Annotated in this window: 22 protein-coding genes and 1 riboswitch; of the genes, 9 read left to right on the top strand and 13 right to left on the bottom strand. The window is 36.7% G+C overall.

Annotated features, from left to right (window positions below):
- The first annotated feature begins 17 nt into the window (after positions 1-17).
- A complete protein-coding gene (locus RBB48_RS08445) occupies positions 18-1478 on the top strand; it encodes a YheC/YheD family endospore coat-associated protein (protein ID WP_088062101.1) in 1461 nt (486 codons plus the stop codon).
- 16 nt (positions 1479-1494) lie between these two features.
- Here RBB48_RS08445 and RBB48_RS08440 read toward each other — a convergent pair whose 3' ends face one another.
- Positions 1495-1740: a hypothetical protein gene (locus tag RBB48_RS08440; protein WP_088062099.1), complete on the bottom strand. Its 246-nt coding sequence runs from the start codon at positions 1738-1740 to the stop codon at positions 1495-1497.
- Between the two features lie 439 nt (positions 1741-2179).
- Between RBB48_RS08440 and sasP the strand changes: the two genes are divergently transcribed.
- The gene (sasP, locus tag RBB48_RS08435; protein ID WP_000013339.1) at positions 2180-2383 is read left to right on the top strand and encodes a small acid-soluble spore protein, SasP family; all 204 of its coding nucleotides are present in this window, start codon (positions 2180-2182) and stop codon (positions 2381-2383) included.
- Positions 2384-2434: 51 nt separating this feature from the next.
- Here sasP and RBB48_RS08430 read toward each other — a convergent pair whose 3' ends face one another.
- The 5 genes from RBB48_RS08430 to RBB48_RS08410 form a co-directional block, all read right to left on the bottom strand.
- Positions 2435-3169 carry an amino acid ABC transporter ATP-binding protein gene (locus RBB48_RS08430; RefSeq protein WP_000623593.1) on the bottom strand — a complete coding sequence of 245 codons (735 nt, stop codon included), beginning with the start codon at positions 3167-3169 and terminating at the stop codon, positions 2435-2437.
- A 28-nt stretch (positions 3170-3197) separates the two neighbouring features.
- Entirely contained in the window at positions 3198-3896 is a 699-nt protein-coding gene (locus RBB48_RS08425; protein ID WP_033657688.1) for an amino acid ABC transporter permease, read from the bottom strand.
- Positions 3883-4680 (bottom strand): amino acid ABC transporter substrate-binding protein, encoded by a 798-nt coding sequence (locus RBB48_RS08420; protein WP_000732834.1) that lies wholly within the window; start codon positions 4678-4680, stop codon positions 3883-3885. Before RBB48_RS08420 ends, RBB48_RS08425 begins: the two co-directional genes overlap by 14 nt.
- Positions 4681-4951: 271 nt before the next feature.
- Positions 4952-6952 (bottom strand): ABC transporter ATP-binding protein, encoded by a 2001-nt coding sequence (locus RBB48_RS08415; RefSeq protein ID WP_088062097.1) that lies wholly within the window; start codon positions 6950-6952, stop codon positions 4952-4954.
- The gene (locus RBB48_RS08410; RefSeq protein ID WP_306007525.1) at positions 6949-8709 is read right to left on the bottom strand and encodes an ABC transporter ATP-binding protein; all 1761 of its coding nucleotides are present in this window, start codon (positions 8707-8709) and stop codon (positions 6949-6951) included. Before RBB48_RS08410 ends, RBB48_RS08415 begins: the two co-directional genes overlap by 4 nt.
- A 585-nt stretch (positions 8710-9294) precedes the next feature.
- On the opposite strand from RBB48_RS08410, the gene gapN reads away from it, so the two are divergent.
- From gapN to RBB48_RS08380, 6 genes are all read left to right on the top strand, one after another.
- The gene (gapN, locus tag RBB48_RS08405) at positions 9295-10734 is read left to right on the top strand and encodes an NADP-dependent glyceraldehyde-3-phosphate dehydrogenase (protein WP_098133070.1); all 1440 of its coding nucleotides are present in this window, start codon (positions 9295-9297) and stop codon (positions 10732-10734) included.
- A gap of 178 nt (positions 10735-10912) precedes the next feature.
- A riboswitch (Lysine riboswitch) is annotated at positions 10913-11100 on the top strand.
- A 146-nt stretch (positions 11101-11246) separates the two neighbouring features.
- A complete protein-coding gene (locus RBB48_RS08400) occupies positions 11247-12671 on the top strand; it encodes an amino acid permease (protein ID WP_088062091.1) in 1425 nt (474 codons plus the stop codon).
- Positions 12672-12731: 60 nt separating this feature from the next.
- On the top strand, positions 12732-13931 hold the full coding sequence (locus RBB48_RS08395) for an ABC transporter permease (protein WP_097907499.1): 1200 nt from the start codon (positions 12732-12734) through the stop codon (positions 13929-13931).
- 191 nt (positions 13932-14122) lie between these two features.
- Positions 14123-16120 (top strand): catalase, encoded by a 1998-nt coding sequence (locus RBB48_RS08390; protein ID WP_142291679.1) that lies wholly within the window; start codon positions 14123-14125, stop codon positions 16118-16120.
- Positions 16121-16143: 23 nt separating this feature from the next.
- Entirely contained in the window at positions 16144-16659 is a 516-nt protein-coding gene (locus RBB48_RS08385; protein WP_088062087.1) for a type 1 glutamine amidotransferase domain-containing protein, read from the top strand.
- 238 nt (positions 16660-16897) lie between these two features.
- Positions 16898-17101: a hypothetical protein gene (locus RBB48_RS08380; RefSeq protein ID WP_001063864.1), complete on the top strand. Its 204-nt coding sequence runs from the start codon at positions 16898-16900 to the stop codon at positions 17099-17101.
- Between the two features lie 120 nt (positions 17102-17221).
- Here RBB48_RS08380 and RBB48_RS08375 read toward each other — a convergent pair whose 3' ends face one another.
- Together RBB48_RS08375 and RBB48_RS08370 are read right to left on the bottom strand one after the other, a co-directional pair.
- Positions 17222-17767 (bottom strand): NAD(P)H-dependent oxidoreductase, encoded by a 546-nt coding sequence (locus RBB48_RS08375; RefSeq protein ID WP_088608519.1) that lies wholly within the window; start codon positions 17765-17767, stop codon positions 17222-17224.
- A 19-nt stretch (positions 17768-17786) separates the two neighbouring features.
- Positions 17787-18326, bottom strand: a complete 540-nt coding sequence (locus RBB48_RS08370; RefSeq protein WP_306007524.1) for an ester cyclase — start codon at positions 18324-18326, stop codon at positions 17787-17789.
- A gap of 170 nt (positions 18327-18496) precedes the next feature.
- Here RBB48_RS08370 and RBB48_RS08365 point away from each other — a divergent pair, with 170 nt between their 5' ends.
- Positions 18497-18835, top strand: a complete 339-nt coding sequence (locus tag RBB48_RS08365; protein ID WP_061113258.1) for a winged helix-turn-helix transcriptional regulator — start codon at positions 18497-18499, stop codon at positions 18833-18835.
- A 128-nt stretch (positions 18836-18963) separates the two neighbouring features.
- On the opposite strand, the gene RBB48_RS08360 is transcribed toward RBB48_RS08365, so the two are convergent.
- The 5 genes from RBB48_RS08360 to RBB48_RS08340 all read right to left on the bottom strand — a co-directional run bounded on the left by RBB48_RS08360 (position 18964) and on the right by RBB48_RS08340 (position 22542).
- Positions 18964-20166 (bottom strand): MFS transporter, encoded by a 1203-nt coding sequence (locus RBB48_RS08360; protein WP_048545666.1) that lies wholly within the window; start codon positions 20164-20166, stop codon positions 18964-18966.
- 211 nt (positions 20167-20377) lie between these two features.
- Positions 20378-20956, bottom strand: coding sequence for a TetR/AcrR family transcriptional regulator (locus RBB48_RS08355; protein WP_001993037.1), 579 nt, complete (start codon positions 20954-20956; stop codon positions 20378-20380).
- A gap of 151 nt (positions 20957-21107) precedes the next feature.
- A complete protein-coding gene (locus RBB48_RS08350; RefSeq protein WP_000539670.1) occupies positions 21108-21422 on the bottom strand; it encodes a DMT family transporter in 315 nt (104 codons plus the stop codon).
- A 2-nt stretch (positions 21423-21424) separates the two neighbouring features.
- A complete protein-coding gene (locus RBB48_RS08345; RefSeq protein WP_048545668.1) occupies positions 21425-21769 on the bottom strand; it encodes a DMT family transporter in 345 nt (114 codons plus the stop codon).
- Positions 21770-22182: 413 nt separating this feature from the next.
- Positions 22183-22542, bottom strand: a complete 360-nt coding sequence (locus RBB48_RS08340; protein WP_088062079.1) for a MerR family transcriptional regulator — start codon at positions 22540-22542, stop codon at positions 22183-22185.
- Positions 22543-22632 lie beyond the last annotated feature (90 nt).

Raw genomic sequence — 22632 nt, 5'->3', positions numbered from 1 at the left:
AAGGAGGTAACACCATTTTGAAAGAGCACATATATACATTAAACATTTCAAATGAGCATCCAAATAGTATTACTTTACCTTACATTTTTTCCATTACACCACCAATTGCATCTCTTTCCTTCGGCGTACGCCATGTTGCAAGTGAAGAGGTGAAAATTCATTATTCCTTTACTCGCGAAATCATTATCGGAAAACAAATTGCAGAGAAACTTTTACTTCCTCATTCCACTACTATCCATGCATTCACGCAAAATGAAACCATTATTTTCGGACCATTAATCGGGATTTTCACAACTGGTTTTAACGATGACTCTTCTAATCCTTTAGGAAACCGTTCAACTTCTCTCAGCGAGTTACTAACGCCACCATTCACCTTGCGACCATTTGTATTTGTTTTTGGTGTGCAACATATAAACTGGGCAGACGAAACAATTGAAGGTTATTTCTTTCAAGAGGAACAGTGGATTAAGAAAAAAGTCCCTTTACCGAATGTCATTTATGATCGATTACCAAATCGGAAAGCCGAAAATTATAAACCGATCGTAAGAGCAAAAAGAAAATTAGAGCATGACTATTCCATTCCGTGGTTTAACCCAGGTTTTTTCAATAAATGGGAAGTGCATCAACTTCTTATGAAAGATGAATCCATTACTCCCTTATTACCAAACACGGAAGCTTTTCAACATTTCGAACAAGTAGAACGCTTTCTTGGCACGTATAAATCTGTTTACATGAAACCGATACACGGTAGCTTCGGGAGAAACATTCATCAAATATTTTACTCTCAAACAGAGAATTGCTACTACTGTCGTTATCGCGAAAATGAAGAAAATAAACTAAGAAAGTACCAATCATTAGAAACGCTTCTGAACCATGTGTTAAAAGGACATGATTTAAAAAAGTTTATCGTACAACAAGGTATTTCCTTACTTCGCTTCGATGGGCAACCTGTTGATTTTCGCATTCATACAAATAAAAATCATTTCGGCCAATGGATGGTCAGTGCAATCGTTGCAAAAATTGCTGGCAAAGGTAGCTTAACAACGCATGTAAATAGCGGTGGCGATACAAAATTACTGCAAGAACTTTTTCCAGATTCAACGAAACAAGTTCAAATTGAAAATAAATTAAAACATACAGCCTTACAAATCAGTTACGCGCTCGATGAACAAGTAACCGGAAATATTGGAGAAATTGGTTTTGATATCGGTTTAGACACGCAAGAAAACCCGTGGCTCTTTGAAGCAAACTCTAAACCTGGGCGAACTGTATTCCAAGATGAAAAGTTAAAAGAACAAAGTGAACTGACGCGCCAATTATTTTACGAATATGCCATCTACTTAACTGAACATTCTTTACGCGATGCAAAAGAAAAAATGTCTCAAATAAAGTCCGGAACTCCAACAAACACCGAACATATCCCATCCCCTATGATTCACTCACAAATACAAAAACAAAAACTTCCACCTCATTCATAAGGTGGAAGTTTTCTATTTACACAAATTTCACTACAACCTCTGTTTCCACGTTACATACTCCGCAATAAAAAATATGATTGCAGTATTCATTTGAATTATTATGTGTTAATCCATCTACTGCACTCAATAATTCTTGGTCCATATACGCACTATAATCGTCTATGTAATCTACAGTTTTTCCATAATCTTGGAGTATACCTTGGCAATTTTGACAAGAATATGTTTGTGATTCTAATGCGTTGCAAAGCGGGCAAATTCCCATCACGATTCCTCCATACGTTATCATTTACAAGCAGATTGAAGAGAGCATCTAGCCGTGCATAGGAGCGTCCTGTCCCCCCTACTTAAAATAGAACTATAAAGTTGCTACCGATTTAATTTTAGTAAGTCATAAATAAGAAGTTAATGATTTGCCCCACAATAGCGGGATACAAAAAGAAAAACATATTTCATATCGCTCTTAGTTTAGCCTTCTTTCTAAAAAATACAACGATTACTCTTATTTCATAATTTACGAAATCACTAAGATTTTTTTACAAAATTTACAAATTATTATTTCGTATATCTTTCTAGGTAACATCCATACTATGAGTACAAACTTAATTACCGATGGATTAGCGCCAAACGGGGCGATAATCTGGTTCAAATCCAGCTAGTCCAACCAAAAAAAATTTTTATAACTCTAAGGAGGATATATTCCTATGGCAAACCAAAATTCTTCAAATCAATTAGTAGTACCAGGAGCAACAGCTGCAATCGACCAAATGAAGTACGAAATCGCTCAAGAATTTGGTGTACAATTAGGAGCAGATTCTACGGCTCGTGCTAACGGTTCTGTTGGTGGAGAAATTACAAAACGTCTAGTTGCAATGGCTGAGCAAAGCCTTGGCGGATTCCAAAAATAAATATATATGGCAAAAAGGTCTCAAGGCATATGCCTTGAGACCTTCCTTCATTTACTGCAACATTTGTAAAAACTTCTTCGTGCGTTCTTCTTTTGGATTTGTAAATACATCTTCTGGTGTACCTTGTTCGACAACGACACCGCCATCCATGAAAATAACGCGGTTTGCAATTTGATGCGCAAAACGCATTTCATGCGTTACAATGACCATCGTCATGCCTTCTTTAGCAAGTTCTTTCATTACTTTCAGAACTTCTTGAACGAGTTCAGGATCAAGTGCTGACGTCGGCTCATCAAATAGTAACACTTCCGGCTCCATCGCAAGCGCGCGAGCAATTCCAACGCGCTGTTGTTGTCCGCCTGATAATTGGAACGGATATAAGTCTACTTTATCCGCAAGACCAACTTTTTCAAGGAAATAGTTTGCTTTTTTCTTCGCTTCTTCTTTCCCCATCTTTTTCACTGTAACGAGCCCTTCCATTACATTTTGAAGTGCTGTTAAATGCGGAAATAGATTATGGTGCTGGAACACCATACCTGTTTGCGTACGAAGATTGACAATATCTTTCTTCGATACTTTTTGAGAGAAGTCGAGCTCTTTATTACCGATGCGAATATTACCAGCGTTCGGCGTTTCTAACACGTTGAGACAACGCAGGAATGTCGTTTTACCAGATCCAGATGGGCCGATAATAACAACAACTTCCCCCTTCTCAACTGATAAATCTATATGTTTTAGTACGGTATTATCTCCGAAACTTTTTTGTAAATGTTGAATTGAAATCATAAAAACAAAAACTCCTTTTATGAAAGGGTTATTTTAGAGTGTAACGTTCTGAACGTTTTTCTAATATTTGTTGCACAATAGATAATAAGAAGCAAATTGCCCAATAAATTAGACCTGCTTCGAAATAAACAATTAAAAACTCATAGTTCATTGCCGCAATTTCCTGCGCTTTTCGGAACATTTCTGTTACTAAAATTAATGATGCTAATGAAGTATCCTTCACTAAACTAATAAATGTATTCGAGAGCGGCGGAATAGATACTCGCGTTGCCTGCGGTAAAATAACACGTTTTAATGCTTGCGGGTATGTCATCCCAATTGTGTAAGCTGCTTCCCACTGTCCTTTCGGGATTGAAAGGATAGAAGCACGAATAATTTCAGATGCATACGCACCAACATTTAACGAAAATCCAATAACTGCTGCTGTATATGGCTCAACTTCAATATTAAGAGTTGGAAGACCATAGAAAATAATAAATAACTGTACAAGAAGTGGCGTTCCGCGAATGATAGATACATAGATACGAGCAATCCATTGTAAAATACGACTACCTGAAATACGTGCAAGCGCTGTTAACGTCGCAAGTATAATCCCGATAATAAATGTAATAAGCGTTAATGGAATTGTCGTAAATACAGCTTCCTTCAGCATAGGCATGAAGGAAGACTGCATAATATCTATCCAAGTAGACAATCGATCTGAAACCAACGCACTACTTAGATACATTTTCACCGAACCATTTTTTCGCTATTTTATCGTACGTACCATCTTTTTTCATATCTTCTAACGCTTTATTTACTTCTTGTACTAGCTTGTCGCTACCTTTACGGAACAAGAATCCACTTTGTGACGCTTCTTTTTCTGTATCTACAATTTTAATTTTTGCATCTTTTTTCGTTTCTAAATAATTTAACACTGATAATTTATCATTAATTGTGAAATCAACACGGCCAGTGTTTAATAATTCTGCAGCTTGGCTAAAGCCTTCTACATTCGTGATTTCCGCACCATTTTTCTTAGCAATATCTGCATAGTTACTTGTTAAAGATTGTGCTGCTTTTAATCCTTTTACATCAGCAAATGTAGCAGGTTTATCTTTATCCTTCGCAATAACTAATACCGCTGAAGATGAAACATATGGGCTAGAGAAGTCATATTTCTTTTGACGATCTTCACGAATACCAACTTCATTCGCAACCATGTCGAAACGTTTTGCATCTAAACCAGCAAGTAAGCTATCCCATTGTGTTTCTTTAAATACAGGTTTTACTCCTAAACGTTTTGCAACTTCCTCTGCTAATTCAACGTCAAATCCAGTTAATTTATTACTTGAATCGTGGAATGTGAACGGTGGATATGTACCTTCTGTTCCAATTACAAGTTCACCACTTTGTTTTATCTTTTGTAACGCATCTTGATTAGCTGTATCTTTTTTCTCTTCTTTACCGCAGCCCGCTACAATCCCGATTGCTAATGTAGTTACTGCAAGTACTGAAAATAATTTTTTCATAATGGTAATCCTCCAAGTATTCTGATAGGAATTTAAAAACTATATTGATTGTATGCAATCTTGAACAATTTTTCAATGAAAATGTTCTTATTTAGTTTATCCTTTTTCTTCATAATCAAACAAAAGGGGAAAATAACGCTACATACAAAAAATAAGTAACATTTTTTAATATAGCATTTATAAAGAAAAAGGTAAAACAATACTTCTTATTTAACAGCCCTGATTCACTAAAAAAGAACTTGTGAAAATCACAAGTTCTCCTCCATACATATTAAGCGCTCTGGTTTCCTTCCATTTGCGTTTTGTACATATCGTAATAACGCCCGCGCTTTTTCATTAGTTCATCATGGGAGCCTTTTTCTAAAATCGTTCCTCTATCAAGCACAATAATTTGATCTGCGCTTTTAATTGTTGAAAGACGGTGAGCGATAATAAATGTCGTTCTTCCTTTTTTCACAACTTCTAACGCTTGTTGGATCATCGCCTCTGTTTCTGTATCAATACTAGACGTTGCTTCATCTAAAATTAAAATGGCTGGATCAAAAGCGAGTGCTCTAGCAAACGAAATAAGCTGACGTTCTCCGGTTGAAAGTGTGCTTCCTTTCTCCGTAATTTCTTCATCTATATTGTTTGCAAACCGTTCAGCGCCAACATCACGCAATGCTTTTACGATGCGATCTTCTGAAATTTTTTCATTCTCTAAGCTTACATTAGAAGCGACCGTCCCGCTAAATAAAAACGGATCTTGCAGTACGATTCCCATATGTTCACGCGTTGCTTGTTTCGGCATCTCTTTTACATCGTGACCATCAATCGTAAGCTTCCCTTTTTCAAACTCGTAAAACTGGAAGAGTACATTCATAATGGAACTTTTTCCTGATCCAGTATGACCGACAAGTGCCACTGTCTCTCCTTGTTTCGCTTCAAAAGAAATATTTTTTAGCACTTCATCTTTTCCATTATAAGAAAACGACACATTATCAAACTTTACATTTCCTTGTAAGCGAGGCATACGTTCCTCTTCTACTGCTTCCCCTTTTTCCTCTAACAATTCAAAAACACGTTCTGATGCAACACGCGATTGTTCTAAGTTAGCAAGCTGATTTACCATATTTGTAATTGGCGAGAACAATCGTGTTAAATAATCAACGAACGCATACAGTATCCCTAGAGAAATGACGCCTGAAGCACTTAATGAAGCACCACCGAAGTACCAAATCACACCTGTGAAAGCGATATTTCTTAATACAGACACTAAATTATGAGAAGTTGCTGCATTTAAATTCAAAATTTTATTTTGATATTTAAAATAATCGCCATTTAATTCTTCAAACTCTTTCTTCGTTTCACGCTCTTGACGAAACGCTTGAATAATCGGCATCCCTTGAATAGATTCATTCACTGTTCCGTTAATATCAGATAAACGTGAGCGCATTTTATGATTGTATACAGACGCATACTTTCTATAAAGAATTGCCCAAACAATTAAAATCGGGATAATAAGTAAACATAACGTCGCCAATTTTACATCGAGTAAAAATAGCGCAGCGAATATCCCAATAATATAAATGATACTAGAAACGAATGTCGCCAGTACCGTTACGTATAAATCACGAATGGCTTCCGTATCATTCGTTACACGCGATACAATTTTCCCTGCTGGTAAATGATCGAAATAACGAATCGGCAACGTTTGAATATGAGAAAAGACATCTTCCCTCATAATTTGAATAATTTTGTTCGCTGCCTTCTGTAGGAAAAATTGCTTTCCGTATGCAAATAATGAGACAACTACTAATAAAGCGAAATAACCACCACCAAGTAATAATAGGGGGTTTATTTCTGGTTTATAAAACGCAAACACTTCTTCTTTCGTTAATGATTTCGCTTTATACACTTGCACTGCCTTACCATTTTGGACGGTAATCATATCATCTTTTACAGTACGTGACCCTTCCAGATTTACTTTATTCGGTACAAAATAATATTGAAAACCAACTTGCATCACACGTACTTCTTTTCCTTTTTTCTCCCCTTCTCCAAAGCGATCACTTCGCTTATAGAAGGTGCCATTATACGAAACAGCCTCTTCACTCTTTTCTGTTTCATACCACGGTTTCTCTATTCCAACGATATGATCGTCAATCATCGTTTTCGCGACGAAAGGACCAGCAAGCTCTGCGATGACGAAAATAAATAACATTAGCATCGCTGCAAAAATCGTCCCTTTCACTTTCATCGCATATTGAAACAATCGTTTTGAAACACTCATATTTTCACCCCACTATCCGCACTTTCACTTTCACCTTGTTGTCTTTCAAACTGCTCCGCATACCAGCCTCCGCTTTGAATAAGCTGTTCATGCGTACCCTCTTCCATTACTTCACCTTCATCCATAACGAGAATCCAATCCGCATGTTGTACGGCAGATAAACGATGCGTCGTAATAATTGTCGTCTTTCCGCTTCTTTCTGTTCTTATATTTTCAATGATTGCTGCTTCCGTACGAGCATCAACAGCTGATAAAGAATCGTCCAAAATTAATATTTCCGGATTTTGAATAACAGCTCGCGCAATCGAGATCCTTTGTTTTTGCCCTCCCGATAAAGAAACACCTTTCTCTCCAACGAGCGTTTCTAACCCTTCTGGTAAAAACTCTAAATCCTTTGTAAACGCCGCAATTTCAATCGCTTTCTCGAGTTCTTCTTCAGTCGCTTCTCGGTTTCCGAATAAAATATTTTCCCTCGCTGTTTTTGAGAACAAAATATGTTCCTGAGGTACATACCCAATCCATCCGAGTACATTTTCATTCGTTATGTTATCTAACGTCACATCAGAGACTGCAATATCCCCATCTCCAAGTGGGTATTGACGAAGAAGCTGGCGTACGAGCGTCGTTTTTCCGCTTCCTGTTTTTCCAACAACCCCAAGCGTTTCCCCTTGTTTTAATGTAAATGAAACCTTTTTTAAATTTGTTTCAGTTGATGAAGGATATGAAAAGGTAACGTCATCGAACTGAATATAATCCGGCTCTTGTACAAGCTTTGGATTTTTCGGATCCTTTACATCCGGTTCATACGCTAACGTTTCATTCACACGGTCTAATGAAGCATTTCCTCTTTGCATAACATTAATTAATTCGCCAATTGCAAACATCGGCCAAATCATCATCCCTAAATACACGTTAAATGAAACAAGTTCACCAAGTGTTACCTTTGATTGAAATACAAGATACGCGCCATACACTAAACCAATTAAATAACTAAGACCAACAAGCATTTTCACAGTTGGCTGGAATAATGCATCGATTCTAGCTACTTTCATATTTTTTTCGTATACGTCATCTCCTAAATGATGAAATCTTTCCTGATCCGCGTTCTCTTGTACGTATGCACGAATAACGCGCACACCAGCGATCGATTCAAGTACTTTATCATTCATATCTCCGAACGCATCTTGCGCAACTGTAAATCTCTCATGCAATTTCTTTCCATATATGTTCATCGCATACGCCATAATCGGAAGCGGTATAAGTGCCGCAAATGTAAGCTCCCAACTAATTGTAAATCCCATCATAAAGACAATCGTAAGCATATATAAACTCGAATCCACGAGCGTTAATATACCGAAACCAGCTGTCATAGCAATTGCTTTTAAATCATTTGTCGCTCTCGCCATTAAATCACCAGTACGATTTTTATGATAAAACGTCGGTGTCATCTTAAGTAAATGCCCCATAAATTTAGAGCGCATCGTCTTCTCCAGTACGAATGCTCCCCCAAACAATTGATGTTGCCAAACGAAAGTAAGACCATATCCAATTACCGTAACCCCTATTAAAATAAGAATAAATTGCATAATCGCTGCATTCGTTAACGTTCCTGTTTTTATATTATCAATCGTAACCCCTAACACTTTCGGGGGAATGACTTCAACTATATTTACAATTAAAAGAGCTCCAATGGCGATACTATATCTCTTCCAATGCTCTTTAAAAAACCATTTTAACTTTAGTAATACTGATAACAATGTAACCTCTCCCTTCTCGTTCTCGTTTCACTCCCATTTCTTTACCCACTATCCAGATCCATCACATTTACATTTCGTAATCCATACAATCTCATCACATTTTTCCACCTTCCAAAATTTTATATAGTAATGTGGAAAACAAAAAAAAGCATACCGCCGCTTGACGATATGCACAAAAATGCATAAAAGCGTACGTTACGATATACGCAACGTACGCTTTTTATAAGACAAAGATGCCTTATATATCCGCACGGGTTGCGTAATGATATGAATGTTTTCTGCCATTTAACAGAGCTAAGCCCATCACATTTACGATTACAATCATTACGCACACCCCCTTCATTTATTTTCCATTTATAATCTTACAACTTTATTGAGTATTCTGTCAATTGTTTTTTTACACAATGAATAAAAATATACGCTACATCATTTTGAAATAAGGGAATCTTCTGTAAGAAAGGGCATACAAAATAAAAAAAGAATAAGAAATCGTTTTCACAAACATTTCATTTGAAAAATGTTATCAAACACCCTACAATCACCTTATACTCACTCTTACAAGTTGCTATTTTAGGAGGACTAATCATGACAACTAGCAATACGTACAAATTTTATTTAGACGGAGAATGGAGAGAAAGCTCTTCAGGAGAAACAATCGAAATTCCATCTCCATACTTACACGAAGTAATTGGACAAGTACAAGCAATTACTCGCGGAGAAGTAGATGAAGCAATTGCATCTGCAAAAGAAGCTCAAAAATCATGGGCGGAAGCTTCTCTACAAGATCGCGCAAAATATTTATATAAATGGGCTGATGAGCTCGTAAATATGCAAGATGAAATTGCCGATATCATTATGAAAGAAGTCGGTAAAGGTTATAAAGATGCGAAGAAAGAAGTTGTTCGTACAGCTGATTTCATTCGTTACACAATCGAAGAAGCTCTTCATATGCACGGAGAAAGCATGATGGGCGATAGCTTCCCTGGCGGAACGAAATCTAAACTTGCGATCATCCAACGCGCACCACTTGGTGTTGTATTAGCAATCGCACCATTTAACTACCCAGTAAACTTATCTGCTGCAAAACTTGCACCAGCATTAATTATGGGTAACGCTGTTATTTTCAAACCAGCAACCCAAGGTGCAATTAGTGGTATTAAAATGGTTGAAGCACTTCATAAAGCTGGCCTTCCAAAAGGTCTTGTAAACGTAGCTACAGGACGCGGTTCTGTCATTGGTGACTACTTAGTAGAACACGAAGGCATCAATATGGTATCGTTCACAGGTGGTACAAACACAGGTAAACATTTAGCGAAAAAAGCTGCAATGATTCCACTTGTATTAGAACTTGGTGGTAAAGACCCTGGTATCGTTCGTGAAGATGCTGACTTACAAGATGCTGCAAACCATATCGTAAGCGGTGCATTCTCTTACTCTGGTCAACGTTGTACAGCTATTAAACGTGTACTTGTACACGAAAACGTAGCAGATGAGCTTGTTAGCTTATTAAAAGCGCAAGTAGCTGAACTATCAGTTGGATCTCCAGAACAAGATAGCACAATCGTTCCATTAATCGACGACAAGTCTGCTGACTTCGTTCAAGGTTTAGTTGACGACGCTGTAGAAAAAGGTGCAACAATTATTATCGGTAACAAACGTGAGCGTAACTTAATTTACCCAACATTAATCGACCACGTAACAGAAGAAATGAAAGTTGCTTGGGAAGAGCCATTCGGCCCAATCCTTCCAATCATCCGTGTTTCTTCAGATGAGCAAGCAATTGAGATCGCTAACAAATCAGAGTTCGGCTTACAAGCAAGTGTCTTCACAAAAGACATTAACAAAGCATTTGCAATTGCTAATAAAATCGAAACTGGTTCTGTTCAAATTAACGGACGCACAGAGCGCGGCCCTGACCACTTCCCATTCATCGGTGTAAAAGGTTCAGGTATGGGCGCACAAGGTATTCGTAAGAGCCTTGAGTCTATGACACGTGAAAAAGTAACTGTATTAAACTTAGTTTAATCCTATATGTAGAAGCTGATCTAGTTTTAGATCAGCTTCTTTTTATATCAAATAATTATTCATTCCTAATAACAAACTCTTCTCTATAATCTGATTATTACTATATCCATTGACGTATAAAAATTCATTTGTTACTCTTAAAGACGTTAATTTAATATTTAAATCCTCATTCGTATCTCGGTGAGGTAGAGGTTGCAGTCATTAAGAGTATCATTTCAGGAGATGTAGTGGCATTGATGAAGGAATGAGAAAGGAATGATTGCCGAAGTAAGCCCGTGTCCACCATGCACGCTTGCTGGGTCTGCATTTAATAAGTGCAGAACTGTCACAAACGAAACGTTTCGTTTGTGGAGAGCTATCGAGAGGTATGTCGTGGGTTTCTTATAAGATAGAAAGCATGTAGCGGCAAATTACGTGCTTTTTTTGTTTTGTTTGGGACTTCTCTTCTCTACTAAGAAGACATACATATCTCCTCGCTTGACTTGGTTATACTAACTTTGGAGGTATTTTCTATGCAACAAAAAAAATGGGGCTTTTGGGTACTAACAGCTTTCGTTGTCGGTAACATGGTTGGCGCTGGTATTTTCATGGTGCCAAGTACGTTGGCACAAACAGCAAGCCCTCTCGGTGTCACTTTAGCTTGGTTAACAACAGGGTTTGGTGTTTTAATGCTAGCTCTTGTTTTCGGTAATTTAGCAATTCGTCGTCCTGATTTAACGACAGGACCACAAAGTCATGCATATGCTTTATTCTCAACACCAAAAAAGAAAAAAATGGCTGGTTTCAGTATGGTATGGGGATATTGGGTTGCAAACTGGGCAAGTAACGTTGCCATCATTACATCTTTCGCGGGATATTTATCACTCTTCTTCCCAATTATGAAAGATACACGACTACTATTTTCAATCGGTTCTTTTAACATAGAAGTCGGAAAACTAATTACATTTACGATTTGTTCCATCTTACTTTGGGGAACTCATATTATATTAACAAACGGTGTAAGCGGAGCTGGAAAACTAAACTTCTTAGCAACAACAACGAAAGTAACAGGATTCCTTTTATTCATCGTCGTTACGTTATTTGCATTCGAGGCTTCTAAGTTTGGACAATGGTACACACCGATGATCGATAAATCAGGTGTATCACACGGCCTTCTTTCACAAGTAAATTTAGCCGCTCTTACAACACTTTGGGCATTTATCGGAATTGAATCAGCAGTACTTTTATCAAACCGTGCTACCTCTCCTAAAACAGTAAAACGCGCAACAGTTGCGGGATTACTTATTACAGTTGCGATTTACTTAGGAATTACAATTTTAACAATGGGTGTCCTTCACGTTGATAAATTACAAGCTTCTGAACGTCCATTAGCAGACGCATTAAACGCTGCAATGGGGCATGGCGGCGGGAAACTGATGGCATTACTTGCTCTTACTTCCCTATTCGGTTCTATCTTGGGCTGGATTTTATTAAGCTCAGAAGTACCATATCAAGCTGCAAAAGAAGGTTTCTTCCCTTCCTTCTTTACGAAAACAAATAAAAAAGGAAGTCCAATTTACTCATTACGATTAACAAACATTATGTCGCAAGTGTTCTTATTCTCAACACTATCCGGAACAATTGCGGAAGCTTATACATTCGTTATTACCGTATCAACACTAGCCTACCTCATTCCATATCTCGTTTCACCAATCTTCCAGTTAAAACTAGTCGCAACTGGTGAAACATATAAAAATGAAATGCGGGCAAGAATTACAGATGGCATAGTAGCAGTAATCGCACTTTGCTACGCACTATGGGTTATTAAAACCGGCGCATCCGATATAAAAACGTTCCTTCTCGGAATTGGTTTATTCGTAATCGGATTTGCTTTCTATCCATTAATGAATCGTGATGAGAAAAAAAATAACGAAAAGAAAAACGGGCAAGTTGCATAACGCAATTTGCTCGTTTTTTCTTTTGTAAAACATATATAATAGAACAAAGAGGTGAAAAACATGTCAATCGAATCACTATGGAGCAGTCGCTTCCAACAACATATTCAAAATATCATTACATACTTTGCACGTATGATTAACGGTTTACTATATAGCTTTATCTTTATTTCATGCGTTGGCGCATATTACTATGCTCAGTTTCTAAAAGCATCTCCTTCTAAAGGAATATCTTTACTACTTATCACGATTGTACTTACATTCATTATAACGAGATGCCCGATCCGTACATTTATTCAAAAACCTGATGCTGTCTATTTGCTTGCATTAGAAGAGAAACTAACGTCTTATTTTAAAAAATCTCTTCTATATAATTACATCATTCAGCTTTTCCCATTATTATTTACGTTCCTTATTCTCGTTCCACTTGCACTGCAATCATTACAATTAACTGTACCTTTCTTATGTACAATCTTTATCGTTTTAATGATTACGAAAGCTTGGAATATATATACACATTGGATGTGGCGTGATAGTCATGAAAAAAACATATGGTTCATTATTCGTATTACTTGTAACGCCCTAATCATTTACATGCTATTTTACTCGGCACATGTTCTCATATTAGGCGGATTGCTCTTACTACTTGCTTTCCTACTTCTATACACGAAAAAACAGCCTACAAAACGAATACCGTGGGATTACATAATCGAGCAAGAAGAAAAAATGAACGTTCGTTTTTATCAATTTGCTAGCATTTTCACCGATGTTCCACAACTAAATAAGCAAGTAAGTAAAAGAAAATGGCTTACAAATTGGATTGAACCTTTATTACATAAAAAACGAGCAACTTTCTTCTATTTACATACACTAGCATTTTTACGTGGGAATGATTATTTCGGTATATATATTCGTTTAGGGTTGATCGGTGCCTTCGCCTTATATTTTATACCAAACATATACGTAAAAGGCGCTATCGCTTACATCGTCCTATATATGATTTCTATGCAGCTCCGTTCCCTATGGAAATATTTTTCGGGAAATATTATTGTAGCATTATATCCAATTGATACTGAGAAACGAATGAATCAATTTCTTCACTTAATCTTTATATTGCTAAGCATTCAACTCATTGTATTTTCAATTGTTATACTCATTGCTACAGGACAATTTTTACATAGCCTTATCATTATGATTGTCGGGTTACTCTGGATCAAATGTATTATTGTACCAAAAACGAAGCAACGCGTTTCCTCGTTTTAACGAAAGGGATTATCATAAAAGCCAAGGAGAAAATAAATTCTCTCCTTGGCGTTTTTATTTTTCCTCCTCAAACAAGAATCATCGGCACAATCGATATTTTATAATTTTACATATAAAAACGATAATACATGTTTACGTCCTAATAAAAAGGGTATGTATTAAATTAACAGGGCAAAGGAGGTGCCTATATTGTGAATAAGAAAATGGAGCAATTGGAACATCACATTACAGATAATCAATGCAAACACGCTTTAACAACAAACCAAGGAGTAAAAATAGCCGAGGATGAATTTTCTTTAAAGATGGGCTTAAGAGGCCCAACCTTAATGGAGGATTTCCACTTTCGCGAGAAAATGACCCACTTTGATCATGAACGAATTCCTGAAAGGATTGTTCATGCGCGCGGAGTTGGCGCACATGGTTATTTTCAGCTTTATGAATCTTTAGAGGCATATACAAAAGCAGATTTTCTTACTAACCCTTCAAAAAAAACACCTGTATTTGTACGGTTCTCGACCGTTCAAGGCTCTAAAGGATCCAATGACACAGTAAGAGATGTGCGCGGATTTGCCACAAAATTTTATACAGATGAAGGTAACTATGATTTAGTAGGTAATAATATGCCAGTATTCTTTATCCAAGATGCTATTAAATTTCCTGATTTTGTACATGCAGTTAAACCAGAGCCACATAATGATATTCCTCAGGGAGCTAGTGCTCATGATACATTTTGGGATTTTGTTGCGCATAATCCCGAGTCTACTCATATGGTTATGTGGCAGATGAGTGATCGCGCAATTCCGCGTAGTTTACGAATGATGGAAGGTTTTGGAGTTCATACATTTCGACTTATTAATAAAGAAGGAAAAGCCCACTTCGTAAAGTTTCACTGGAAACCTACCCTAGGAGTTCATTCATTAGTATGGGATGAGGCTCAAAGGATTGCTGGGAAAAATCCTGATTTCCATCGTCAAGATTTATACGAAGCAATTGAAAAAGGCGATTATCCGGAATGGGAGCTTGGATTACAGTTAATTCCGGAAGAAGATGAGCATGCATTTGATTTTGATATTTTAGATCCAACGAAACTATGGCCTGAAGAAGAAGTTCCTGTAAAACTAGTTGGTAAAATGACACTGAACAAAAATGTTGATAACTTCTTTGCCGAAACGGAACAGGTAGCTTTTCACCCTGGCCATGTCGTACCAGGTATTGATTTTTCAAATGATCCTCTTCTGCAAGGAAGATTGTTCTCCTATACAGATACACAATTATCTCGTTTAGGAGGTCCTAATTTCCACCAAATTCCTATTAACCAGCCTGTATGTCCTTTTCATAATAATCAACGTGATGGTATGCATCAAATGCAGATTCATCGCGGTCAAACAAGCTATCATCCTAATGGCTTAAATAACAATCAACCAGCAACCGTCCAAGCCGAACAGGGCGGATATGAACATTATCAAGAAAAGGTTGATGGACATAAAATTAGGGGGCGCAGTAAAAGCTTCCTTAACTTTTATTCTCAGGCTAAACTTTTCTACAATAGTATGAATGCTATTGAAAAGCAGCACATAAAAGACGCATTTTGCTTTGAAGTTGGGAAGTGCAAATCAGACATGGTGAAGGCCAATGTAATTGCTCTTTTAAACCACGTCGATCGTCAATTAGCAAAGGAAGTCGCTAACATGATTGGAGCTCCCTTGCCTAAGGAAAATCAAGAAATAAATTCGGATGCAAAATCACCTGCACTCAGCATGTCCAATACTATTTTTAAAGCTGATTCCAAAAATGTGGCAATTCTATTAAATGGCGATCCAAGCATTTCCCTTCTGTTCGAATGGATTCAAGCTTTTGCACAGCACCGAATTAACTATGGCATCATAGATAATAAAATTCATCATTTCAATGATTCTATTAAAGTAACGGATACTTATACAACAGCAGACTCCTCACTTTTTGATGCAGTCTTAGTGTTTAGTAGTGAATCTGTCATTAAACCCCCTGTTTTAGAATTTGCAGAAACTACTTTTAAACACTTTAAACCGATAGCCTATGTCCTTAGCGACCCTCATGCTTTAGACCATAGTAAGGTTAAACTGGATGAAGCAGGAGTTTACAACTTAACAGATACTTCAATTGAATCATTTATAGAAGGCATTGCCCAAGGACGATTCTGGAACCGATAATATAATGTAAGGAGCGGATTAGAATGAGTAAAAAAATTGCTACTTTAATAACAGATTATTTTGAGGACACAGAATACACAGAGCCAGCAGAAGCTTTTAAACAAAAGGGATATGAATTAACAACTATTGAAGCAGAAAAAGGTAAAACGGTACACGGTAAACAAGGAAAAAGTGAAGTTGTAATTGATAAAGGTATCGATGATGTTTCTCCAGAGAACTTTGATGCCCTCTTCATACCAGGCGGATTTTCCCCAGATATACTTCGTGCAGATGAACGTTTCGTTCGCTTTAGCAAAGCATTTATGGATGCGAAAAAACCTGTTTTTGCTATTTGTCACGGCCCCCAATTACTCATCACTGCCCAAACGCTTGAAGGACGTGATGTGACTGGATATAAATCCATTTCGGTCGATTTGAAAAATGCCGGCGGAAATTTTCATGACAAAGAGGTTGTCGTATGCCAAAATCAGCTAGTAACAAGTAGACAACCGGAGGATATCCCAGCGTTTATTGAAGAATCATTGCGTATATTAGGATAGTTATTAGAGGTTAACCAAAATAGCTGTTTAGCTACTTTGGTTAACCTTTTTATTTGTATGAAAATTAAAAAGGAATATCATTTTTAATGACCTGTGGATTCCTCCCTTCTTCGTCCCCAAATTTCTAATCACTTTTCATAGGCATTTCTCATATAGTGAAAATGACTATACGATTCCTATCCATAAGTTAAATAATAATTTTACACATATATAAATAAAAAAAGATGGGAGCCTAGCTATGAACAATAATCCACCTTCAACGCCCCCAAATCCAACGGAAACGAATAATAATGAAGTAAGCTTACAAACGTTACGCGTCATTGGGCTTATTGTACTGATTAGTGGCTACATATTAGTAGCTCTTTCTGAAGTAGGAACGTTAAAAAATCTTTTGCTACAGCCTAGTACTACTCCAAATTTAGCTGAAGTTGATCCGTTTTAAAAAGAAAAAACATACCCTTCTTCTTTAAAAAATGTAACAATTGATTCATTCGGCTGGGCAAATTTTGCGAAATTATGGATACAGCCATCCCCGCATTAAATATGGGGATGGCTGTAATTATTAAATGATTTCTTCTAAATGATTCTTCAAGTTCTCTAAATACTTATCAATTGTAGGATTCTTCACCACATCATAACAAGCAAAGCTCTTTAACGGACTCATGCCAAGAAACTTTTGCACGCGGTGTAAATGGCTAAGCGTTGACTCTAAACTTTCCCCTTCAAAGAACTTCGTCTTATCTCCAAATGCCTTTTCAGGTGCATTCCAAGTTGTAGAAAACATATACTGCTTCTCTTTTAATAAACCACCTGTTCCATATTCATCAGCACCTTTAAAGAACAAACCATATTCATATACTTCATCCATATACGTTTTAAATAAGCCCGGTACACTAAACCAGTAAATCGGTGTTTGATAAATCACAACATCCGCCCATAAAAACTTCTCTTGTTCTTCTTTAATACTATAGCCATCTTGAATCGTTGTTGTTTTCACATGATGCTTCTCACTTAATACCGTTACCATATAATCAACTAACGTTCTATTTAATCGTCCTTCTTTCGTACCGTATTTTTCATGTCCATTTATAATAAATATATTTTTCATCACTTTTCTCTCCCCTATTTTATTCCTCGGCTATTAACCCAAGTTGTTGTTTCAGCGTAAGATTATCTTCTAAATGCCAGTCTTCCGTTATCTTTCCGTCTTTCACATGTAAAATATCAATTGCAAAAAAATTGATTTTCTTATCCTTATGCGTTCCTGTAAAAGAAAGACGAGCTGTTACTTTATCACCGACGACTAATAAATCTTCAATCTCGCAATGTATATTAGGAACGACTTTACGAAAATTTTGTGCCGCAAACTTTAATCCTTCAGTGCCTTGTGGTCGCCCTTTCGGCAATGTATTATCGGAAAAATCTTCAGAAACAGTTTGCAGAATAAGTTCCTCCTTACCTGTATCCCAAAATGCATAAAAACGCTGCGCTGCATGAACCATTTCGGTCGCTTCCTTTTTACTTAGTGAGGGATCAATTGTCATCGCTTTTGGCTTTGGCATTTCTTTTAATAACTGGATTTCCGTTTTTTGTTCCCCGCTACATGTTACAAGTACAATACAAACAACAAACAAACTAAGGAATCCAAACAACTTTTTTATCCCCATGAAAATCACCTCCTCCTTCATATAAACCCTTTGTATTTCATATTGCTATTGTATATGCACTAACTTCCTTTATGGAAGTAGTGATATTTTTTTCATATAGTTACCAAAAGTATAGTTTTGTGATACTATAAAGCAAATTCATCCAAAAAAATTTTATGGAGGCTAGTTCCATGAACAATATAGATCCAGTTGAATTAACGAAAGGTTTACCTGGCATACCTTGTCCTATCGCTAAAACACTTGACGTAATTCGTACAAAATGGACGTTTTTAATCATTCGCGACCTTCTTATCGAAGGAACATTACGCTTTAGTGATTTACAAAAATCAATGAATGGGATTAGCCCGAAAACATTATCGCTTCGACTAAAAGAACTAGAATCTCAAGGCATTATAACGAGAAAAGTATATCCAGAAGTTCCGCCTCGTGTAGAGTACACATTAACGGATAAAGGAAAGCAATTAGAGGGGATTTTCATTGAATTAAAACGGTTTGGATTAAGCTTATAAAGTGAAACTTTTATGGGCAGTTGATCCCCCACCTAAATTCTTTGCTTTCAGTGAATTTTGAGGCGGGGGTCTTACTGCCCATTAAAGCGGGATAAAATAAAAACCCCTTACCGTCGTAAGGAGTTTTATTACTTCGCAAAACTTTCAGCTAGCTGTTTCTCTCTCCACATAAATGTAATGCCAAGACCAACTATTAAAACAACTCCTGAAAATGCATATGGATAATGAATATTCATATCAAATAATATTCCGCCCATCGCTGGTCCTGCAATATTTCCTAAACTCGTATAAGTCGAGTTCATACCAGCAACAAATCCTTGCTCTTTTCCAGCTGCTTTTGATAAAAATGTCGTTAAAGCTGGACGAAGCAAATCAAATGCAAGGAAAATAAAGCAAGTAACGAGAAGTACAATCCAATAATTAAAGACTACAGTTGAAACAAACGCTAATACTGCACCTACAATTAAACATATTTGAATCAACACTTTTTCACCGAACATATCAACCAATTTACCAAACATAAATACTTGCACAACTACCCCAAAGATGGAGCTAATCGTAATAATTGCCGCAATATCTTTCGGTGTGAATCCAAACTTATGATCAGAAAATAGACTAAACACAGTTTCATACGCTGATAATCCGAATGCGAGTACAAATACGATAATAAATGCAATTGCATACATTGGATGTAATGATTTCTTTAAATCACCAATAAAACTTGATTCTTTCGTGTTAGCAGAAATCTCTGCAAGTTCTTCTTTCGTTAACGGTTCTTTTAAAATAAAGATCGAAATTACACATGCTATAAAGGCAATTGCTGCTGCAACGAAAAACGGCACACGTATACCGTATTCTGCAATAAATCCGCCAATTCCAGGTCCTATAATAAAACCCGTACTAATCGCTGCTGATAAATACCCCATCGCTTTTGGACGTTCCTGCATAGATGTAATATCCGCAACATATGCCGTAACACCAGGCATAATAAACGCCGCACTAATTCCGCCTAACACCCGTGCTGCATAAAGCATCCAGACATCTTTTCCTAATCCAAAAAGAAGTTCTGAAACACCAAAAATAAATAATCCAATGATGATCATTTTCTTCCTACCGTAAAGATCGACCCACCGGCCTGTAATAGGTGACGTAATGAGCTGAGCCATTGCGAATACTGCAACGAGATATCCCATCGTCTTCCCTGTTAAACTCATGTCATTCATAAAGGACGGCATAACCGGAATGATTAATCCAATCCCTAAAAAAGCGATAAATATATTACTCAAAAGAATGACCAATACCATCTTTTGTTCTTTTATCGGTTTCTTCACTTTTTAACACCTCTTCCCGTAAGTTCCTCAAAAAAATAATGCCCAAGAAGTTTTTTCTTTATCCTGCTATTTGTGGGCTAGTCATGAGTAGAGATGCCCCCACTCATTAGAATTTCACTCTATCCTTCCACACATACATACGCATTAGGTGAATGACTATCATTCAGTTTTCCTCAAAAATGAACCTACCTTTTCAGACAGGTTCATCTTACTACTTCTTTATATGTAGTGCATGCGTTAAAAAATCTAGTACTTCTGCCTTTTGTAGCTCGACTTGCTCATCATCTTTATGGTCATATAAATAAACTTGTTCCGCTGCAGATTCAACAAGAGCGATAAATAACTTAGCCGTTCTTTCCGCGTGAACCGAATCACGAATTTCACCAGCTTCTTTCGCCGCACTTAAAAACTCGCTTAGCCACATATAAAGAGGCTCATACACAGCTTCCCATTCTTTTATATGCTCTGTAGATGCAAGACCCGCATACATTAAAGCTTGTATTTCACGATATTCCGCTATAAAGTGAAACACCGCATCTATTACTTGCGTCACTTTACTTGAGAAAGGCGCATCATTTTGCACTTTTTCTTTCACTGCAAGTATCATCTTTTCAACCATTACTTCTGCTATTGCAGGCATAACAGATAACTTAGAAGGAAAATATAAATAGAAAGTTCCTTGTGCAATGCCAGCCAATTTCACGATATCAGAAATCTTCGTTTTTTCAACGCCCTTTTCCTGAAACACTTCAATAGCTGCATAGACAATTTTTTCTTTTTTATTCATCATCTAAACCCTTTCACACACATATTGAATGACTGTCACTCATTTTATAAGATAATCGATTGTACTGTCAATGATAGTGAACTCTAAGAGGAAATCATTTTTTAATAATAAAAATCTCCTAATAAACCATTAGGAGATAAAATACAATATATCTTTAAGAAAGAGCCTTTAATCCTGTCACTCCGCATACAATAAGAGCCACACTAATGATACGTGCTTTACTTTTCGACTCACCAAACAGGAACATGTTTAATAAAACGGCACCTGCTGTTCCAATACCAATCCAAACCGCATAAGCGACACTTACTTGTAAAAATAAGAAAGATGTATACAAGAATGCGAAGGATGTAGCAAATCCACCTATATAAATTGCACCATTTGCTAACGTTTTATCTTTACTATACATTTTAAGACCAATCACACCGACTATTTCACTAATTGCAGCACAAAATACGAAAAACCAACCCATCTTTAAGCAGCTCCTTCCACAGTTTCTTCTTTATTATCAGCCAGCTTTAAACCGATAACACCGGCTACAACCATCATGATAAAGAATAGTTTCCCTACGCTAAAACTCCCGCCGAAAAGGAATACATCCATTAAGAAAGTACCTACCGTACCAGCTCCGGCAAAAATGGCATATACAGTCCCTGTCGCAAGATGTTCACACGCTTTAGAAAGGAAGTGAAAATCAACAGCGATAACTCCTAAAATAATAATCCAATGCCACCAAGTATCCGCGGTATTAAAACCAAACACCCAAAAAATTTCAAAGATACATGTTAATATGACATATAACCAAGCTCTATTTTTCATACCTCTCACCTCTTATGACTGACTATCAGTCATTTTTGTTTTAAAAAAATATACTCCTTCATCACTAATATATAAACAACTATCATCCTCATTTACCATTTATATTTGTTCCATTGCCAAACTAACTAAATCCTGCCATACGAAAATGACTGAATGTCATTCATATGTATTGTACATGAATATTTTAAAAACTGTCAATACCGAAAGATTATTTAAAATTTCTTTCATCCGATTTGTATATTTCCTAATAACCCGTCAATACTGCTAGTAACATAATATTTTCTCCACTCCCCCTTGGAGAGATCCCTTGAATAGAGCAGTTAGCTTTTGCTAGCTGCTCTTTTTTATTTGCCGGCACACTATGAGATCAAATCCATTTTTATCATAAATAATTAAGAGTCGGATTATGTTTTCTATTTACTTTCCAAAGAGGCCTTATATGCAATAATTTTATTCTCCAGCATCTTTTCTGTAATTACTAAGTTTTCTCTTTGAATCTGAATAGATTTCCTATGATCTTCTAGGAGCTGTAAACGAGCTTCGGTTGTATGCTCCCCTTCTAAATATAATCTAGCGTATTCTCTTATTTTCGCTATTGGCATTTGCGTTTGTTTTAATTTCATTACAAACTGCAACCACTTTATATGCGACTCTGCATACATTCGATTCCCATTTGTATCGCGATTTGCAATTAATATATTTTCCTTTTCATAATAACGTAGTGTATGTGTACTCACTCCTATTAATTTAGCCACCTCGCTAATTGTGTACATACTCTAACTCCCTCCACGTGCTTACCCTCATATATTTTATAGCCTTATCAAATTCATAAAAAACATTTGACTTAGAGTATACTCTAACAA

Source organism: Bacillus sp. MMSF_3353 (assembly GCF_030733445.1).
Lineage (GTDB): Bacteria > Bacillota > Bacilli > Bacillales > Bacillaceae_G > Bacillus_A > Bacillus_A wiedmannii.
The sequence above is the reverse complement of the archived record's forward strand: the minus strand, read 5'-3'. Positions and strand labels throughout refer to the sequence as shown.

Coding starts and splice junctions, on each gene's coding strand:
- RBB48_RS08440 (WP_088062099.1), bottom strand. CDS start 1,740: ATGGGAATTTGCCCGCTTTGCAACGCATTAGAATCACAAACATATTCT.
- sasP (WP_000013339.1), top strand. CDS start 2,180: ATGGCAAACCAAAATTCTTCAAATCAATTAGTAGTACCAGGAGCAACA.
- RBB48_RS08430 (WP_000623593.1), bottom strand. CDS start 3,169: ATGATTTCAATTCAACATTTACAAAAAAGTTTCGGAGATAATACCGTA.
- RBB48_RS08425 (WP_033657688.1), bottom strand. CDS start 3,896: ATGTATCTAAGTAGTGCGTTGGTTTCAGATCGATTGTCTACTTGGATA.
- RBB48_RS08420 (WP_000732834.1), bottom strand. CDS start 4,680: ATGAAAAAATTATTTTCAGTACTTGCAGTAACTACATTAGCAATCGGG.
- RBB48_RS08415 (WP_088062097.1), bottom strand. CDS start 6,952: ATGAGTGTTTCAAAACGATTGTTTCAATATGCGATGAAAGTGAAAGGG.
- gapN (WP_098133070.1), top strand. CDS start 9,295: ATGACAACTAGCAATACGTACAAATTTTATTTAGACGGAGAATGGAGA.
- RBB48_RS08400 (WP_088062091.1), top strand. CDS start 11,247: ATGCAACAAAAAAAATGGGGCTTTTGGGTACTAACAGCTTTCGTTGTC.
- RBB48_RS08395 (WP_097907499.1), top strand. CDS start 12,732: ATGTCAATCGAATCACTATGGAGCAGTCGCTTCCAACAACATATTCAA.
- RBB48_RS08385 (WP_088062087.1), top strand. CDS start 16,144: ATGAGTAAAAAAATTGCTACTTTAATAACAGATTATTTTGAGGACACA.
- RBB48_RS08380 (WP_001063864.1), top strand. CDS start 16,898: ATGAACAATAATCCACCTTCAACGCCCCCAAATCCAACGGAAACGAAT.
- RBB48_RS08375 (WP_088608519.1), bottom strand. CDS start 17,767: ATGAAAAATATATTTATTATAAATGGACATGAAAAATACGGTACGAAA.
- RBB48_RS08370 (WP_306007524.1), bottom strand. CDS start 18,326: ATGGGGATAAAAAAGTTGTTTGGATTCCTTAGTTTGTTTGTTGTTTGT.
- RBB48_RS08365 (WP_061113258.1), top strand. CDS start 18,497: ATGAACAATATAGATCCAGTTGAATTAACGAAAGGTTTACCTGGCATA.
- RBB48_RS08355 (WP_001993037.1), bottom strand. CDS start 20,956: ATGATGAATAAAAAAGAAAAAATTGTCTATGCAGCTATTGAAGTGTTT.
- RBB48_RS08350 (WP_000539670.1), bottom strand. CDS start 21,422: ATGGGTTGGTTTTTCGTATTTTGTGCTGCAATTAGTGAAATAGTCGGT.
- RBB48_RS08345 (WP_048545668.1), bottom strand. CDS start 21,769: ATGAAAAATAGAGCTTGGTTATATGTCATATTAACATGTATCTTTGAA.
- RBB48_RS08340 (WP_088062079.1), bottom strand. CDS start 22,542: ATGTACACAATTAGCGAGGTGGCTAAATTAATAGGAGTGAGTACACAT.